We start from the raw sequence: 15,924 nt of genomic DNA, 5'->3' as shown, positions 1-15,924 counted from the left end.
GCCCGCCGTCAGCCGAAGACGGCGAGGCTCCTGGCCTTGCCCTTCTGCTCCTCGACGAGTACCAGGAAGGTTCCGTCGGGCCCGAAGACCGCGACCGGGCCCGGCGGGTACGAGGGCATGTCCAGCCGCACCCCGTTCAGCAGCAGTTTGGCCCGCTTCTCGTCCACGTCCCAGCGGGGGAACGCGGCGGCGGCGGCCTCCGCGACCGGCATCACCGTCAGCTCCTCCTGGTGCTGATCCAGCGTCCGCGCCGCATCGAGACCGTACGGACCGACGCGGGTCCGCCGCAGAGCGGTCAGATGCCCACCGACACCCAGTCCGGCGCCCAGGTCACGGGCGAGGGCGCGGATGTACGTACCGGAGGAGCAGACGACGGAGACGACCAGGTCGACGACCGGGGTCCCGTCCTCCGCGACCGCCTCGCGGACGTCGTAGACGTTGAAGGACGAGATCGTCACCGGCCGGGCCGGGATCTCGAACTCCTCGCCTCCGCGCACCCGCGCGTACGACCGCTTGCCGTCGATCTTGATGGCGCTGACCTTGGAAGGCACCTGCATGATCGCCCCGGTCAGCGCCGCGACACCGGCGTCGATGCCCTCACGCGTGACGCCCGACGCATCGGTGGACGAGGTGATCTCGCCCTCCGCGTCGTCCGTGACGGTGTCCTGGCCGAGCCGGATCGTGCCGAGGTACTCCTTCTCGGTCAGTGCGAGATGGCCGAGGAGCTTGGTGGCCTTCTCGACACCGAGCACGAGAACGCCGGTCGCCATCGGGTCCAGCGTGCCGGCGTGCCCGACGCGGCGGGTGCGGGCGATGCCGCGCATCTTGGCGACGACGTCGTGCGAAGTGAAGCCGGACGGCTTGTCGACGATGACAAGGCCGTCCGGCGTCCTGTTCTGCTGTGTCATTCGGAGGCTGAGCCCTCGTTCTCGTCGGACTCGTCCGCTTCGTCCTCCGGCTTGCGGTACGGGTCGGCGTCACCCGCGTACTTCGCGCCGGTGGACACCTCGCGAACCTCCGCGTCCTTGGCTCGCGCCTTGTCGAGGAGGTCCTCGATGGTGCGGGCGTTGTCCGGCAGGGCATCCGGGACGAAGGCCAGGGTCGGCGTGAACCGGACCCCGGTCTGCCGGCCGACCTCGGAGCGGAGCACACCCTTGGCGCTCTCCAGCGCTGCGGCGGATGCCGCCCGCTCCTCGTCGTCGCCGTAGACCGTGTAGAAGACCGTGGCCTCCCGCAGGTCGCCGGTCACCCGGGCGTCCGTGATGGTCACGAATCCGAGCCGCGGATCCTTGATACGCCGGTCCAGGGTCTCCGCGACCACGACCTGGATGCGATCGGCCAGCTTGCGGGCCCGCGCGTTGTCGGTCACCGGTCCGTCACTCTTCCTTCTGGGTTGCTTACGGTCCGACGCTTCCGGGGTCCGACGCCTGTGCGTCGGACGGTGCCGCGTCGAACAGTTCTGACGTTGTTCAGTCTTCGTCGCTGTGCAGCCGCCGTCGAACCGACAGCAGCTCCACCTCGGGCCGGGCGGCGACCAGCCGCTCGCACCGGTCCAGTACGTCTGTGAGGTGTCCGGAGTCCCCGGAGACCACGGCAAGGCCGATCTCTGCCCTGCGATGCAGATCCTGTCCCCCCGTCTCCGCCGCACTCACCGCGTACTTGCGCTGCAGCTCGGCGACGATCGGCCGGACGATGGAGCGTTTCTCCTTCAACGACCGTACGTCGCCGAGGAGCAGATCGAAGGACAGTGTCCCCACATACATGTATGTCCGGATGTCCCGCCGGTTCGGGTTCGTGCCCTGCCAGTTCTTGGCAGGGACACAAGAACCGTACACGGAACGGCCGGGGCCGATCGACGGGAATACGACCCGTCGACCGGCCCCGACTGTTGAGGTACGGGTCAGCCTCGCGGCTTCTCGCGCATCTCGTACGTCGCGATGACGTCGTCGATCTTGATGTCGTTGAAGTTTCCGAGGTTGATACCGCCCTCGAAGCCTTCGCGGATCTCGGTGACGTCGTCCTTGAAGCGGCGCAGACCGGAGATGTTGAGGTTCTCCGCGATGACCTTGCCATCGCGCAGCAGGCGCGCCTTGGTGTTGCGCTTGACCTCGCCGGACCGGACCAGCACACCGGCGATGTTGCCCAGCTTGGACGAGCGGAAGATCTCGCGGATCTCCGCCGTACCGAGCTCGACCTCTTCGTACTCCGGCTTGAGCATGCCCTTGAGGGCCGCTTCGATCTCTTCGATCGCCTGGTAGATGACCGAGTAGTACCGGACGTCCACGCCTTCGCGCTCGGCCATCTGCTGCGCACGCCCTGCGGCGCGCACGTTGAAGCCGATCACGATGGCGTCGGAGCCGGTCGCCAGGTCGATGTCCGACTCGGTGACCGCACCCACACCGCGGTGCAGGACCCGGATGTCGACCTCGTCACCGACGTCGAGCTGGAGCAGCGAGGACTCGAGAGCCTCCACCGAACCGGACGCGTCGCCCTTGATGATGAGGTTGAGTTCCTGGACCAGACCGGCCTTGAGCGCCTCGTCCAGGTTCTCCAGGGAGAACCGGACACCCTTGCGGGCGAAGTTGGCGTTGCGCTCACGGGCGGCACGCTTCTCGGCGATCTGACGGGCCGTACGGTCCTCGTCGACCACCAGGAAGTTGTCGCCGGCACCCGGGACGTTGGTGAGACCGAGGACGAGGACGGGGGTCGACGGACCCGCTACCTCGACGTTCTCACCCTTGTCGTCGAGCATGGCGCGGACTCGGCCGTAGGCGTCGCCGACCACCATCGTGTCGCCGACGCGCAGCGTGCCTCGCTGGACCAGGACGGTCGCAACGGCACCACGGCCGCGGTCGAGGTGGGACTCGATCGCAATACCCTGCGCGTCCTGCTCCGGGTTGGCCCGCAGGTCGAGCGAGGCGTCGGCGGTGAGGACGACGGCCTCCAGAAGCGCCTCGATGTTGAGGCCCTGCTTCGCGGAGATGTCGACGAACATCGTGTCGCCGCCGTACTCCTCGGCCACCAGACCGAACTCGGTGAGCTGACCGCGCACCTTGGTCGGGTCGGCACCCTCGACGTCGATCTTGTTGACCGCGACCACGATCGGCACGTCGGCCGCCTTGGCGTGGTTCAGTGCCTCGATCGTCTGGGGCATCACACCGTCGTTCGCCGCCACCACGAGGATCGCGATGTCGGTGGACTTCGCACCACGGGCACGCATGGCGGTGAACGCCTCGTGACCCGGGGTGTCGATGAAGGTGATCCTGCGGTCCTCACCGTTGACCTCGGAGGAGACCTGGTACGCACCGATGTGCTGCGTGATGCCGCCGGCCTCGCCCGCAACGACGTTCGTCTTGCGGATCGCGTCCAGCAGTCGGGTCTTACCGTGGTCGACGTGACCCATGACGGTCACGACCGGCGGACGCGAGACCAGAGCCTCTTCGCCGCCCTCGTCCTCGCCGAACTCGATGTCGAAGGACTCGAGCAGCTCGCGGTCCTCCTCCTCCGGGCTGACGATCTCGAGGATGTAGTTCATCTCCTCGGCCAGCAGCCTCAGGGTCTCGTCGGAGACGGACTGCGTGGCAGTGACCATCTCGCCGAGGTTCATCATCACGGCGACGAGCGACGCCGGGTTGGCGTTGATCTTCTCCGCGAAGTCGGTGAGGGAGGCACCGCGCGACAGCCGGACAGCCTGCCCGTTGCCGCGAGGCAGCATGACGCCGCCCACCGACGGGGCCTGCATGGCCTCGTACTCCTGGCGCCTCTGCCGCTTCGACTTACGACCACGACGCGCGGGACCGCCGGGACGGCCGAACGCACCCTGTGTGCCACCACGGCCACCGGGGCCGCCGGGACGTCCACCGAAGCCGGGACGACCGCCGAAGCCGCCGCCACCGCCACCGGGACGGCCTGCGCCGCCACCGCCACCGCCGCCACCGGGACGACCGGCGAAACCGCCGCCACCGCCACCGGGACCGGCCGGACGGCCGGCGAAGCCGCCGCCGGGACGACCTGCACCGCCACCGCCACCGGGACGGCCTGCGCCGCCACCGGGACCACGGCCACCGCCGGGGCCACCACCGGGACGCGGGCCGGCAGCGGGACGCTGCGGCATCATGCCGGGGTTCGGACGGTTACCACCGGGCGCACCGCCCGGACGCGGAGACTGCGGACGGGGCATGCCGCCCGGAGTCGGACGAGCACCGCCCTGACCCTGCGGACGCGGGGCGCCACCGGGGCCGCCCTGCGGACGCGAGGCGCCCGGACGCTCCTGGCCGCCACCGGGACGCGGGGCGCCACCGGGACGGGGTGCCTGCGGACGGGCCATGCCCGTCGAGCCACCGGAGGTGAAGGGGTTGTTGCCCGGACGGGGACCCGCCGGACGGGAGCCGCCGGGGCGCGGGGCGCCCTGGCCTGCGGGACGGGCCGGACGGTCGCCGCCACGGCCACCGTCACGCTCGCCGCCACGGCCACCGTCACGCTGGCCGCCGGCCGGAGCCGGACGGGCGGGGCGAGGACCGGGGGTGGCACCCGCGGGACGCGGGGCCTGCTGCGGCGCGGCCGGCTGGGCCGGGGCCGGAGCGGAGAACTCTGCTGCGGGCACCGGGGTGACCGGAGCGGGCTTCGGCGCGGGCTTGGGACCCGGACGCGGGCCCGCCGACGGCGCGGAAGGCGCGGCAGCGGTAGGGGTGCTGCCGGGGGCCTCGGCTGCGGCCGGCTTGGGGGCCGGGGCGCCGGGCTTCGGGGCAGCGGGACGTGCCGCAGCAGCCGGGGAGGGCGCTGCGGGCTTTGTGGGCGCGGCCTTGCGAGGCGCGCCAGGCTTCGCAGCGGACTTGCCGGCGTTGCCGCCGGGCCCCTGCAGTGCGTCAGTCAACTTGCGTACAACCGGCGCCTCGATCGTCGAGGACGCCGAACGGACGAATTCACCGAGTTCTTGGAGCTTGGCCATGACGACCTTGCTCTCGACGCCGAACTCCTTGGCGAGTTCGTATACCCGGACCTTAGCCACTTCGCTCCTTTTAGGTCCGGGTTACCGCCGGACCGTCGCTACTTCATGGGCGTACTCATCGCGTACTCATCGAGTGCTCATCGCAATCTCGACCTACTTCCAACTCGCGAGGTACCTGACCGCACGGGGTCCCGTGCCGTTCTCGTTTCTTACGGTGTCACCCGCTCGACGTACCGCTGCACTTCCGCGGAATCGAGCGGCCCCTTGGCCTTGAAGGCCCGGGGGAATGCCCGGCGGCGAACCGCCAGGTCCAGACAGACAGTGACGGGGTGCACATATGCACCCCGGCCGGGCAGCGTACCGCGAGGATCGGGGACGCAAGCATCCTCGTCCACCGCGATGCGCAGCAGCTCGCTCTTGGCCGCTCGCTCCCGGCATCCCACACAGGTTCGCTCAGGGCAAGCGCGGGCGTGCGTCCGGCCAGACACGGTTAAGTCTACCTCCCCGCACCGACCTCACCCCTTTGGGGCAAAAATCGAACGGATGTTGTCGTGTTCTCAGCGGCATGGAGCGTGGATCCATTCCCCGGGGCCCCCAATGTCGGGCCCGTGCTCCTGACCGTTTCCGGGTCCATCTCCCGGACCGGACGGGTCCGCCGTCCGGACAGGCGCCGGTCCACTGCTCGGACCGGCGCCGGCCGATTCCGTACCGGATCAGTACCGGTCGGACCGGTCGCGGGCGCGCTCGGCCCGCTCCCGGTCGGCGATGTCCCGCTCGGCGTCGGTCTCGGTGTCCGGGCGGATGTCGATGCGCCATCCGGTGAGGCGGGCGGCGAGGCGGGCGTTCTGTCCCTCCTTGCCGATGGCCAGGGACAGCTGGTAGTCGGGGACGGTGACCCGGGCGGACCGCGCTCCGAGGTCCACGACCTCGACCTTGCTCACCCGGGCGGGCGACAGCGCGTTCGCGACCATCTCGGCCGGGTCGTCCGACCAGTCCACGATGTCGATCTTCTCGCCGTGCAGTTCGGCCATGACGTTGCGGACACGCCCGCCCATCGGGCCGATGCAGGCACCCTTGGCGTTCAGGCCCGAGCGGGTCGAGCGGACCGCGATCTTGGTGCGGTGGCCGGCCTCACGGGCGATCGCGCAGATCTCGACGGAACCGTCGGCGATCTCCGGGACCTCCAGTGCGAAGAGCTTCTTGACCAGGCTGGGGTGGGTCCGGGACAGGGTCACGGACGGCCCGCGCACACCCTTGGCGACCCGTACGACATACGAACGAAGCCGCAGACCGTGCGTGTACTCCTCGCCCGGCACCTGCTCCTGCACCGGCAGGATCGCTTCCAGCTTGCCGATGTCGACCAGGACATTCTTCGGGTCCTTGCCCTGCTGGACGACACCGGTGACGACATCGCCCTCGTGGCCCGCGTATTCGCCGAACGTCTTGTCGTCCTCGGCGTCACGCAGTCGCTGCAGGATGACCTGCTTGGCCGTCGTCGCGGCGATCCGGCCGAAGCCGGACGGGGTGTCGTCGAACTCCTTGGGCTCCTGGCCCTCTTCGAGGTCGGCCGGGTCCTCCTTCGCCCACACCGTCACATGGCCGCGCTCGTTGAGCTCCACGCGCGCGCGGCGGTAGCTCCCGTCGGTGCGGTGGTAGGCGATGAGGAGGGCCGACTCGATCGCCTCGACGAGCACGTCGAAGGGGATCTCCTTGTCCTGTGCCAAGCCCCTCAAGAGCTTCACATCGATGTCCACGGCTACGCCTCCTCTTCCTTCTTGTCCTTGCGGTTGAATTCGATCTCCACGCGCGCCTTGGCGATCTCGTCGAAGGCGACCCGGCGGGACGTGGGCCTGCGGCCCTTGACGCCCGGCACTTCGAGGTCCAGCCCGTCGTCGTCGACCGCGATGATGCGGGCCACCACTTCGCCGGCGGATCCCTCGGTGGTCAGCTGCAGCTTCACCAGTCGGCCGGTGGCGCGTACGTAGTGGCGGTGCTCCGTCAGCGGACGGTCGGCACCGGGAGAGCTCACTTCGAGGACGTACTCGTCCTCGCCCATCGCGTCGGTCTCGTCGAGCTTCTCGGAGATCGCGCGGCTCAGCTCGGCGCAGGCATCGAGCTCCACGCCCTCGTCCGAATCCACGATGATGCGCAGCACACGACGGCGGCCCGCCCGGGACACCTCGATCTCCTCGAGATCCAGCTCCTTGGCGCTGACGAGCGGTTCGAGCAGCCCGCGCAGCCTCTCGCTCTGGGTGGTGCTCATCCGGGTGACTCCTCGGCCGCGTGTGCTGTTGTGTGGTTCGTCGCGTGTCAGGTCAAAGGGTATCCGGTCCCGAGGGGTGTTGCCGTCCGCCGACCGCTCGGCCGCGGGTACGCTCGCCTGCGGTGATCACTTCAGGACAGATCCTGTCAGGACAGATCGACACCCGAAGGAGAACAGGTGCGGCGCACGGGGACGACGCGCAGGGGTGCGCTCACCGCGACGGGGGCGATCGCTCTGGGGGCGGCACTGGCCGGCTGCGGGGGCGATGACGGCGGCGACGGGCGGAAGGACGCCATGATCGCCGACGCACAAGCCGCTGCGGCCCAGGTGGAGAACACCTTGCGGCTGACGGCCGCCACCACGAGCCGGAAGCTGCTCGTCCAGTACGACCAGGTCGTCAAGGCGCATCCGGGGACCGAGGCCGGACTCACACCGCTGCGGGACGCCGTAAGGGCACACACGACGGCGCTGTCGCAGGGCGCGGGCAGGGCGCTCGCCCTCCCGCACCCGCCCGCCACCGACGCGAAGGCCGCCGTCGAAGAACTGGCCGCGGCGGAGCGCCGTACCGCCGACGCGCATACGGCGACACTTCTGAAGGCACCTCCGGAGCTGGCCCGGCTGCTGGCGTCGATTGCCGCGGCGGGCGCCGCCCATGCCTACCTGCTGACCGAGCTGGCCAAGGAGACCTCGTCATGAGCGCGCAGACGCTGCAGGCGGCGCAGGCATCGCTGGCCGCCGAACATGCGGCGGTGTACGGGTACGGGGTGGTCGGCGGCCGGGTCGCCGACGGCCGCCGGGCAGAGGCCACGGCGGCTTACCACGCGCACCGGGCCCGGCGCGACGCGCTGGTGCGGACCGTGCAGGACCTGGGCGGTGAACCGGTCGCTGCCGATTCCGCGTACGCTCTGCCGTTCGCGGTGCCGGACTCGGCGGCGGCGGTGAAACTCGCCGGACTCCTGGAGGACCGGATCGCGGACGTCTACTCCGATCTCGTACGGGCTGCCGGAGGGCCACTCAGACGAGAGGCCGCGGATGCGCTGCGGGAAGCCGCGGTGCGTGCGGTCCGCTGGCGGGGCAGCGGCGTAACCTTTCCCGGGCTTGCCGAGCGGTCCGCCGACGGAACCACCGGGACGGACCGTCCGACCGGGACCGATGCGACGGCAGGCACCACTGCGAAGACCGGGGCAGGTCCGACGCACTGAAGAAGGCTCTGAAAGGGAACACAGCACGTATGGGTTTCGAACCGCCGCAGCGTCTGGTGCGAGCGCTCGGCGAGGTGTACGGGGATCCGGCCGCCGCCGACTGGCTCGCGCGGCTTCCCGCACTGACCGCCGAGGCGCTGTCCGCGAACGGGCCGGAGCTGACCGTGGAGCGGGTGGCCGCGCCCGGTGGGCGCAGCAGCCTGGTTCTGCTGGTGCGGCGCTCCGACGGCACCCCGGCGGCACTGAAGATCGCTCCGTCCGGGGCCGCGCCCGAGCTGGAAAGCGCGGCACTGGCGCACTGGAACGGCTGGGGCGCGGTACAGCTCATGGGCTCCGATGGCGGCGCGCTGCTGCTGGAACGGCTGCATCCCGAGGTCTCGCTGCGTTCGCTTCCGGAGGCGAAGGCGCTGCTGGAGGCGGCGGGGACGGTGCGGCGGCTATGGGTCGAACCGCCTGCCGGACACTCCTTCGAGACCGTCGAGAAGCGGACGGGCCGCCGGACGGAACCGATGCGCGCTGCCGCGAAGGCCGACCCGATGCTGGAACCACTGGTCTCCGCGGCCCTGGCGGCTCGCGAGGAGCTGGTCGCCCACTCCCCCGAAGTCCTGCTGCTGCACGGCAACTTCCGCCAGAGCAAGGTACTGGCGGGCGAACGGACGCCCTGGCTGACGGTCGGGCCGGAGCCGCTGGTCGGCGAGCGCGCCTACGACCTGGCGCGACTGGTACGTGACCGGGTGGAGGACCTGATCGCGTCCCCCGGCGGCGCGGCGACCGCCCGTCGCCGGGTCAACAAGCTGGCGGATTCGCTGGACGTGGACCGGGAACGGCTCCATGGCTGGACGCTGTTCCGTGCGGTGGAGTCGGGCACCCGCGCGCTGGAGGTCGGCCGTCGCCGGGAAGGCGAGCTGACCCTGGAGTTCGCCGGCTGGCTGTAGCCGTCACGACGGCGCCGCCCGGTGACGAACGGCCGAGGGCCCCCACGCTGCCGGACAGCGCGGGGGCCCTCGTCGGTCTGAGCGGGCGTCAGCCCTGCACGGTGAGACGGGCGATCGCCTCGTCGACCGTCAGCTCCTCGCGCTCGCCCGTACGGCGGTCCTTGAGCTCCAGGACGCCCTCGGCCGAGCGGCGGCCCGCGACCAGGATCTTCGGCACACCGATCAGCTCGGCGTCGGTGAACTTCACACCGGGCGAGACACCGGCGCGGTCGTCGACCAGGACCCGCACGCCCGCGGCGCCGAGCTTCTCGGCGACCTCGAGGGCCAGCTCGGTCTGGAGCGCCTTGCCGGCGGCGACGAGGTGGACGTCGGCCGGGGCGATCTCGCGCGGCCAGCACAGGCCCTGCTCGTCGGCTGTCTGCTCGGCGAGTGCGGCGACGGCGCGGGAGACGCCGATGCCGTACGAGCCCATGGTGACGCGGACGGGCTTGCCGTTCTGGCCGAGCACATCGAGCTGGAAGGCGTCCGCGAACTTGCGGCCCAGCTGGAAGATGTGGCCGATCTCGATGGCACGGTCCAGCTTCAGGCCGGTACCGCACTTGGGGCACGGGTCGCCCGCCTCGACGACGACGACGTCGAGGTAGTCGTCGACCTCGAAGTCGCGGCCGCAGACGACGTTCTTGGCGTGGGTGTCGGGCTTGTTGGCGCCGGTGACCCAGGCGGTGCCGGGGGCGATGCGCGGGTCGGCGATGTAGCGGACCTTCTCCAGGCCCTGCGGGCCGACGTAGCCGCGTACCAGGTCGGGACGGCCCACGAAGTCCTCGCCGGTGACCAGCTCGACGACGGCCGGGGCCAGGTGCTCGCCGAGCTTGCCGAGGTCGACCTCGCGGTCGCCGGGGACGCCCACGGCGACGATCTCGCCGTCGACCTTGACCAGAAGGTTCTTCAGCGTCGCGGAGGCCGGGACCCCGAGGTGGGCGGCGAGCGTCTCGATGGTCGGGGTGTCCGGGGTGTCCAGCTCCTCGACGGGGCCGTGCGCCGAGCCGTCCGGGGTGGCCTTGAAGGTCACGGCCTCCGTGTTGGCCGCGTAGTCGCAGGCGGGACAGTCGACGAAGGTGTCCTCGCCGGCCGGGGCGGGCGCCAGGAACTCCTCGGACGCCGAGCCGCCCATCGCGCCGGAGACCGCGGAGACGATGCGGTGGTCGAGGCCGAGCCGCTCGAAGATGCGGATGTAGGCGGCGCGGTGCAGCTGGTAGGCCTCGATCAGGCCCTCGTCGGTGGTGTCGAAGGAGTACGAGTCCTTCATCTGGAACTCGCGGCCGCGCAGCACTCCGGCGCGGGGGCGGGCCTCGTCGCGGTACTTGGTCTGGATCTGGTACAGGATCACGGGCAGGTCCTTGTAGGACGTGATCTGATCCTTGACGACCTGGGTGAAGATCTCTTCGTGGGTGGGGCCGAGGAGGTACTCAGCGCCCTTGCGGTCCTTGAGCCTGAAGAGCAGGTCGCCGTACTCGTCGTAGCGGCCGCTCGCGTCGTACGACTCCTTGGGGAGCAGCGCCGGCAGCAGGACCTCCTGGCCGCCGATGGCGTCCATCTCCTCGCGCACGACGCGCGTGATGTTCTCCAGGACCTTCTTGCCCAGGGGCAGCCAGGTCCAGATTCCGGCGGCGGTGCGGCGTACGTATCCGGCCCGGACGAGCAGCTTGTGGTTGAGCGTCTCGGCGTCCGCCGGGTCGTCGCGCAGTGTCTTGATCATCAATCGGGACATGCGCTGGACCTGGGCCATGGTGAACTCCTGCTCGGAAGGGTGATGTGCAGGAGGTTAGCCGGGTGGTACGGGCGGGCGGAAATCGATTGGTGCCGTCCTAGGACGTGTCTGACAAAGGTGGTCGTCGTTGGCTGGGAGCCTGGAGTGAGGTCGCGGTTCCAGTTACCTCGTCCAACCGCGTCTACGCGTTCCGGGGCCGTGCGAGCGACTCGGTCAGCGACTTCCGTCGCTAGAACGCCGTCTCGCGCGCGGTGATTCCGCGACATCTGGCGCACGGCAGCGCGGAGCGGTGCGGCGCGAAGGCCGCGGCACCGCTCCGCGCTTATTGCCGGACGGGCACGTCACTCCCAGTCGGGGAGGCTCGCGGAGCCGTATCGGGCTCCGTAGCCGCCGGTCGGCAGGATCTCGTCGATGCGGGCCAGGTCCTCGGCGCTCAGCGTGAGGTCGGCGGCGCCGGCGTTCTCGGCGATGCGCTTGGCATTGCGGGTGCCGGGGATGGGGACGATGTGCTCCCCTCGGGTCAGCAGCCAGGCAAGGGCGAGCTGAGCGACGGTGCCACCCTTGGACTCGGCCAGAGCGGTCAGCTGTCGGATCGCTTCGACGTTCTTCTCGAAGTTGCCCGGCTGCCACCGCGCGTCGGTGCGACGGAAGTCGGTCTCGTCGTACTCCTCGGCAGGCTTTGCGGTACCGGTGAGGAAGCCGCGGCCGAGGGGCGCGTACGGCACGAAACCGATACCCAGCTCGTTGAGGGTGGGGAACAGGGCCTCGACGTCGCGCTCGAACAGGGAGTACTCGGTCTGCAGCGCGGTGACAGGCTGCACCGCGTGTGCGCGGCGGATCGTCTCGGGGCCAGCTTCGCTCATGCCGAAGTACTTCACCTTGCCGGCCTCGATGAGCTCCTTCACCGTGCCGGCGACGTCCTCGATGGGCACGTTCTTGTCGACGCGGTGCTGGTAGAACAACTCGACGTGGTCGGTGCCGAGGTAGCGGAGGCTGTCGTCGATCACGGACCGGATGTTCTCCGGGCGGCTGTCGTGGCCCCACTCCTTGGTGAAACCGAACTTCGTGGCGATCTGCACCTCGTCGCGGAAGTCCTTCACGGCCCGTCCGACCACCTTCTCGTTCTCGCCCCAGCCGTAGACCTGAGCGGTGTCGAAGAAGGTGACGCCCAGGTCGAAGGCGCGCTGGATGGTCTGGACGCCCTCCTGCTCGTCGCTGGGGCCGTAGGCGAGGTTGATGCCCATCGCGCCGTAGCCGATCGCGGACGTCGTCAAGCCTTGCTGGCCAAGAGTTCGCTTCTGCATGTCCGTTCCTTTCGCTCTCGTGCCTTCACTGTACGACATCTGTGTCATGGCATGACAATAGAGTCATGTTCCGCCGTCGACTGATAGGATGACCTCATGACCAACCCGACCAGCGACCCACGCTCAGGCCTCAGGGATCTTGCGCGCTCGTCAGTGCGCGACCATCTCGCCGACCAGGCGCGGCGTCTGTTTGACGAGCGAGGGTTCGATGCCACGACGGTCGATGACATCGCCGCGGCCGTCGGGATGTCATCACGGACGTTCTTCCGCTACTTCGCGACGAAGGAAGACGTAGTCGTCGAGGACCCGGCGCCTTTCGGCATGGTCGTCCGCGATGCTGCCGCTGGGCGTCCTGACGGTGAGAGCGTGTGGACGACGCTCCGACGCGCATTTGACCCGGTGACCGACAAAGCGGCTGCTGCTACTGAATCGTGGCTGCGCGCGATGCGCGTCATGATGAGCACTGCTTCGCTGCGTGCACGCAACGCCGAGAAGCACAACGCCTGGGCCGTGATGCTCGAACCCGTCATCACCGCGCGCCTCGACGGGCCGGAGGACACGAGGCAGTACCGCGCGAGGACCCTCATCCAAGCCGCACTCGCTTGCCTCGACATCGCGCTGGCCGAATGGACCCATCGCGGCGGGACTACACCGCTCGACAAGCTGCTGGACGAGGCGTTCGCGACAATATCCAATAGTTAGGGCATGCCTGACAGAGGTTGTCGTCGTTGGCTGGAAGCCTGGATGGTGTCGCGATTCCGGTTGCTCTCTGATGCTCAGTGGTCGTTGATCCAGCCGATGTTGCCGAAGCCGACGGGGCGGCCGGGACGGAAGTTCTCGGATGCGAGGATGATGCTGGAGGGCATCATCTACCGATACCGCTGCGGCATCGCGTGGCGGGATCTGCCGGAGGTGTTCGGTCCGTGGCAGACGGTGTGGACGTGGCATCACCGGCTCGCAACCGAGGGCACCTGGGACAGGATCGTTCAGACGCTGATAGCGCAGGCCGATGCGGAGGACATCGTCGACTGGTCGGTGTCGGTGGACTCGACGATCGCTCGCGCGCACCAGCACGCGACGAACACGACCCGCCCGCAGGGGGATCGATCGAACTACACGAATGTGGGCGTCGAGCCGCCTGATCACGGCATCGGCCGCTCCCGGGGTGGGCTCTCGACGAAGATCCACCAACTCGTCGATGGCAACGGTCTTCCTCTGGTCACTGTGATCACGCCTGGCCAGGCAGGTGATTCACCCATGCTGTTGCCGATGCTGGAGCAGCTGCGTGTGAACCGTCCGACCGGCCGGCCCCGCACCCGCCCGGATGCCGTCAGGGGAGACAAGGCGTACTCGTCCCGAGCGATCCGGACGCACCTGCGGAGCCGCAAGATCAAGGCCGTGATCCCAGAACCGAGTGACCAGCAAGGACATCGCAAACGGCGCGGATCACGCGGAGGCAGACCCGTCGGCCTCGACGCCGACGACTACAAATCCCGCAACGTCATCGAACGCCGCTTCTGCCACACCAAGCAATGGCGGGGCCTCGCCACCCGCTACGACAAACACGCGATCGTCTACCGCGCCGCCGTCCTCATCCACGCCACCATCGCCTGGACCAAGAGATTGTCAGACACGTCTTAGGCCCGGCGGCGCAGCGGAAGAGGCGCCCCCATCACCGCGTACGGCTTGGGAGCGCTGGGAAACAGCACCTGTCGGGCCAGGTCCCGGTAGCCGAGCGTGCGATACAGACCACGTGCCGGGCTCTCCGTGTCGATGGCGGAGAGGATGGAACGGGGCTGGTCGACCGCGTCCGTGATGGTGGTGATCAACGAACGGCCGATGCCCTGGTTCTGGAACTCCGGGTGGACATGCAGTTCGGTGATCACGAACGAGTCGTCGAGCCAGTCCTCGGAGCCGGTGGCGCGCAGATACGGCTCGACGACGGTGGACCACCAGTGGCCGCGCTCGTTCGGCATGCCGTACACGAAACCGATGAGCCGGCCGGATTCGGTGGTGGCTCCGAGGGCGCGGGCACACGGGTGCTCCAGGTGTCTGAGGACGATGTGCCTGCGTACGTCGACCTCGTTCCGCCCTAGACCGAAGGCGACGGCCTGCACGGCAAGCGCCTCGTCCACGCGTGCGGCGAGATCGATCGGCCCGACCAGGACACTCGGAGTGTGGGCACCGCCCCCGGAAACTGCTGCCATGCGCCGACCCTACTGTCCGCGCCGGGCTGTGGGATACGTGCCCGGGACGGTCGGGCGTACCTTCGGACCGGCCGGAACGGTGCCCGGGGCCGGGCCGGAGCGGTTCCCACGGCGAGGTCAGAAGAGCACACTCATGAACGCGCCGACCTCGCGGAAGCCGACCCGGGTGTAGGCCTTGCGGGCCGCGGTGTTGTAGTCGTTCACATACAGGCTGACGACCGGAGCGACATCGGCGAGCGCGTAGCGCAGGACCGCCGCCATACCGGTCTCGGACAAGCCGCGGCCACGGTGTTCGGGGGCGACCCAGACACCCTGGATCTGACAGGCCTGCGGGGTGGCCGCGCCGATCTCCGCCTTGAAGACGACCTTGCCGTCCTCGATACGGGCGAAGGAGCGGCCGGCGCCGATGAGCTCGGCGACGCGTGCCTGGTAGAGGAGTCCGCCGTCACCGGCCAGCGGAGAGATGCCGACCTCCTCGGTGAACATCGCGACACAGGCCGGCATCAGGACGTCTATCTCGTCCTTGCGGATGCGACGTACGAGAGGGTCGGGTGTCACATCGGCGGCGGGGCTCTCGGTGACCATGAGCGGCTGGTTGGCCCTGACCTCTCGGGCGGGTCCCCAGCCGGGTTCGAGAAGCCGCCACAGCTGTGTGGTCGCTTCGGCGGGACCGACGATGGAGGAGCAGCGGCGGCCGGCCCGGCGGGCCCGGTCGGCGAAGGCCCTGATGGCCTCGGGGGTGGCGCAGATGGGGACGAGATTGGCGCCGGAGTAGCAGAGCGACCGCAGTCGGCCGTCGGCGTACCAGCCCCACATCTCGCCACCGAGGCGCCATGGGTCGAGTCCTGCGATCTGAACCCGGGACGTCACAAAAGCGTTGGCGACGGGCTCGCTCTCCAGGATGGCGAGCGCTGCGCCGAGGTCGCTGGGTTCGAGGACCCGGGTGGTGGTCTGCGTCAACACGAGGGGGCCTCACCATGCGGTCTGCTGATTTCCGCACTGTACCCAAAGAGGCTGGGGGACGCCGCCCCATGGCCGTCACCGGTACCTCCGGCCCGCCGTGAGGTCTCTCACGACCGTGCCCCGCCGGGCGGTTCGTCCGCCGGGCGGGGCACAGTCAGGAAGTGGGGATCGGCCTCAGCTGATGGAGACCTCGGGCTCGCCGGAGGCGATGCCGTCCTTCTCCATCTGTTCGGCGATCTTCAGGGCTTCCTCGATGAGCGTCTCGACGATCTTCGACTCGGGAACCGTCTTGATGATCTCGCCCTTGACGAAGATCTGCCCCTTGCCGTTCCCC

At 69.4% G+C, this 15,924-nt stretch carries 16 protein-coding genes and 1 pseudogene; 5 read left to right on the top strand and 12 right to left on the bottom strand.

What is annotated here, in order from left to right:
* Window positions 1-8 precede the first annotated feature (8 nt).
* The 7 genes from truB to rimP all read right to left on the bottom strand — a co-directional run bounded on the left by truB (window position 9) and on the right by rimP (window position 7,211).
* Window positions 9-908 (bottom strand): tRNA pseudouridine(55) synthase TruB, encoded by a 900-nt coding sequence (truB, locus tag ACFYP5_RS36920; RefSeq protein WP_389044089.1) that lies wholly within the window; start codon window positions 906-908, stop codon window positions 9-11.
* Window positions 905-1,369, bottom strand: a complete 465-nt coding sequence (rbfA, locus tag ACFYP5_RS36915) for a 30S ribosome-binding factor RbfA (protein WP_030933275.1) — start codon at window positions 1,367-1,369, stop codon at window positions 905-907. Before rbfA ends, truB begins: the two co-directional genes overlap by 4 nt.
* A 100-nt stretch (window positions 1,370-1,469) precedes the next feature.
* Window positions 1,470-1,763: a DUF503 domain-containing protein gene (locus ACFYP5_RS36910; RefSeq protein WP_389044087.1), complete on the bottom strand. Its 294-nt coding sequence runs from the start codon at window positions 1,761-1,763 to the stop codon at window positions 1,470-1,472.
* A gap of 137 nt (window positions 1,764-1,900) precedes the next feature.
* Complete coding sequence (gene infB, locus ACFYP5_RS36905) at window positions 1,901-5,008, bottom strand: translation initiation factor IF-2 (RefSeq protein WP_389044085.1); 3,108 nt, start codon at window positions 5,006-5,008, stop codon at window positions 1,901-1,903.
* Window positions 5,009-5,157: 149 nt separating this feature from the next.
* Window positions 5,158-5,436: a YlxR family protein gene (locus ACFYP5_RS36900; protein WP_078879240.1), complete on the bottom strand. Its 279-nt coding sequence runs from the start codon at window positions 5,434-5,436 to the stop codon at window positions 5,158-5,160.
* 225 nt (window positions 5,437-5,661) lie between these two features.
* Window positions 5,662-6,702, bottom strand: coding sequence for a transcription termination factor NusA (gene nusA / locus ACFYP5_RS36895; protein ID WP_030979797.1), 1,041 nt, complete (start codon window positions 6,700-6,702; stop codon window positions 5,662-5,664).
* Between the two features lie 2 nt (window positions 6,703-6,704).
* On the bottom strand, window positions 6,705-7,211 hold the full coding sequence (gene rimP, locus ACFYP5_RS36890) for a ribosome maturation factor RimP (RefSeq protein ID WP_389044082.1): 507 nt from the start codon (window positions 7,209-7,211) through the stop codon (window positions 6,705-6,707).
* Between the two features lie 177 nt (window positions 7,212-7,388).
* Here rimP and ACFYP5_RS36885 point away from each other — a divergent pair, with 177 nt between their 5' ends.
* From ACFYP5_RS36885 to ACFYP5_RS36875, 3 genes are read left to right on the top strand one after another with little or no spacing between them, the layout of a single operon-like run.
* Window positions 7,389-7,907, top strand: a complete 519-nt coding sequence (locus ACFYP5_RS36885; protein ID WP_389044081.1) for a hypothetical protein — start codon at window positions 7,389-7,391, stop codon at window positions 7,905-7,907.
* Window positions 7,904-8,413: a ferritin-like domain-containing protein gene (locus tag ACFYP5_RS36880; protein WP_389044079.1), complete on the top strand. Its 510-nt coding sequence runs from the start codon at window positions 7,904-7,906 to the stop codon at window positions 8,411-8,413. The genes ACFYP5_RS36885 and ACFYP5_RS36880 overlap by 4 nt, the downstream gene beginning before the upstream one ends.
* A 29-nt stretch (window positions 8,414-8,442) precedes the next feature.
* Window positions 8,443-9,348, top strand: a complete 906-nt coding sequence (locus ACFYP5_RS36875; protein WP_389044077.1) for an aminoglycoside phosphotransferase family protein — start codon at window positions 8,443-8,445, stop codon at window positions 9,346-9,348.
* Between the two features lie 88 nt (window positions 9,349-9,436).
* Here the strand turns inward: ACFYP5_RS36875 and ACFYP5_RS36870 are convergent, their stop codons facing one another.
* Together ACFYP5_RS36870 and ACFYP5_RS36865 are read right to left on the bottom strand one after the other, a co-directional pair.
* A complete protein-coding gene (locus tag ACFYP5_RS36870) occupies window positions 9,437-11,134 on the bottom strand; it encodes a proline--tRNA ligase (RefSeq protein WP_389044074.1) in 1,698 nt (565 codons plus the stop codon).
* Between the two features lie 323 nt (window positions 11,135-11,457).
* Window positions 11,458-12,420, bottom strand: coding sequence for an aldo/keto reductase (locus ACFYP5_RS36865; RefSeq protein WP_389044073.1), 963 nt, complete (start codon window positions 12,418-12,420; stop codon window positions 11,458-11,460).
* A gap of 96 nt (window positions 12,421-12,516) precedes the next feature.
* Here ACFYP5_RS36865 and ACFYP5_RS36860 point away from each other — a divergent pair, with 96 nt between their 5' ends.
* Both ACFYP5_RS36860 and ACFYP5_RS36855 read left to right on the top strand, forming a co-directional pair.
* Window positions 12,517-13,122, top strand: coding sequence for a TetR family transcriptional regulator (locus ACFYP5_RS36860; protein WP_389044069.1), 606 nt, complete (start codon window positions 12,517-12,519; stop codon window positions 13,120-13,122).
* 42 nt (window positions 13,123-13,164) lie between these two features.
* Window positions 13,165-14,061: an IS5 family transposase gene (locus tag ACFYP5_RS36855; RefSeq protein WP_389044066.1), complete on the top strand. Its 897-nt coding sequence runs from the start codon at window positions 13,165-13,167 to the stop codon at window positions 14,059-14,061.
* Here ACFYP5_RS36855 and ACFYP5_RS36850 read toward each other — a convergent pair.
* The 3 genes and pseudogenes from ACFYP5_RS36850 to ACFYP5_RS36840 all read right to left on the bottom strand — a co-directional run.
* Entirely contained in the window at window positions 14,058-14,627 is a 570-nt protein-coding gene (locus ACFYP5_RS36850; protein WP_389044064.1) for a GNAT family N-acetyltransferase, read from the bottom strand. The two genes, ACFYP5_RS36855 and ACFYP5_RS36850, sit on opposite strands and share 4 nt — an antisense overlap.
* A 117-nt stretch (window positions 14,628-14,744) precedes the next feature.
* Window positions 14,745-15,590, bottom strand: a complete 846-nt coding sequence (locus ACFYP5_RS36845) for a GNAT family N-acetyltransferase (RefSeq protein ID WP_389044061.1) — start codon at window positions 15,588-15,590, stop codon at window positions 14,745-14,747.
* A 174-nt stretch (window positions 15,591-15,764) separates the two neighbouring features.
* Window positions 15,765-15,924 (bottom strand): annotated as a pseudogene (locus tag ACFYP5_RS36840) (4-hydroxy-3-methylbut-2-en-1-yl diphosphate synthase); the annotation flags it as partial.

Source organism: Streptomyces sp. NPDC005262 (genome assembly GCF_042872425.1).
Classification (GTDB): Bacteria; Actinomycetota; Actinomycetes; order Streptomycetales; family Streptomycetaceae; genus Streptomyces.
Note: the sequence above shows the minus strand (reverse complement) of the source record. Positions and strands in the feature narration are given on the sequence as shown.

Excerpts from the sequence above, each read along its gene's own strand:
- truB (WP_389044089.1), bottom strand. The coding sequence starts at position 908 with ATGACACAGCAGAACAGGACGCCGGACGGCCTTGTCATCGTCGACAAG.
- ACFYP5_RS36910 (WP_389044087.1), bottom strand. The coding sequence starts at position 1,763 with ATGTATGTGGGGACACTGTCCTTCGATCTGCTCCTCGGCGACGTACGG.
- rimP (WP_389044082.1), bottom strand. The coding sequence starts at position 7,211 with ATGAGCACCACCCAGAGCGAGAGGCTGCGCGGGCTGCTCGAACCGCTC.
- ACFYP5_RS36880 (WP_389044079.1), top strand. The coding sequence starts at position 7,904 with ATGAGCGCGCAGACGCTGCAGGCGGCGCAGGCATCGCTGGCCGCCGAA.
- ACFYP5_RS36875 (WP_389044077.1), top strand. The coding sequence starts at position 8,443 with ATGGGTTTCGAACCGCCGCAGCGTCTGGTGCGAGCGCTCGGCGAGGTG.
- ACFYP5_RS36870 (WP_389044074.1), bottom strand. The coding sequence starts at position 11,134 with ATGGCCCAGGTCCAGCGCATGTCCCGATTGATGATCAAGACACTGCGC.
- ACFYP5_RS36865 (WP_389044073.1), bottom strand. The coding sequence starts at position 12,420 with ATGCAGAAGCGAACTCTTGGCCAGCAAGGCTTGACGACGTCCGCGATC.
- ACFYP5_RS36860 (WP_389044069.1), top strand. The coding sequence starts at position 12,517 with ATGACCAACCCGACCAGCGACCCACGCTCAGGCCTCAGGGATCTTGCG.
- ACFYP5_RS36855 (WP_389044066.1), top strand. The coding sequence starts at position 13,165 with ATGGTGTCGCGATTCCGGTTGCTCTCTGATGCTCAGTGGTCGTTGATC.
- ACFYP5_RS36850 (WP_389044064.1), bottom strand. The coding sequence starts at position 14,627 with ATGGCAGCAGTTTCCGGGGGCGGTGCCCACACTCCGAGTGTCCTGGTC.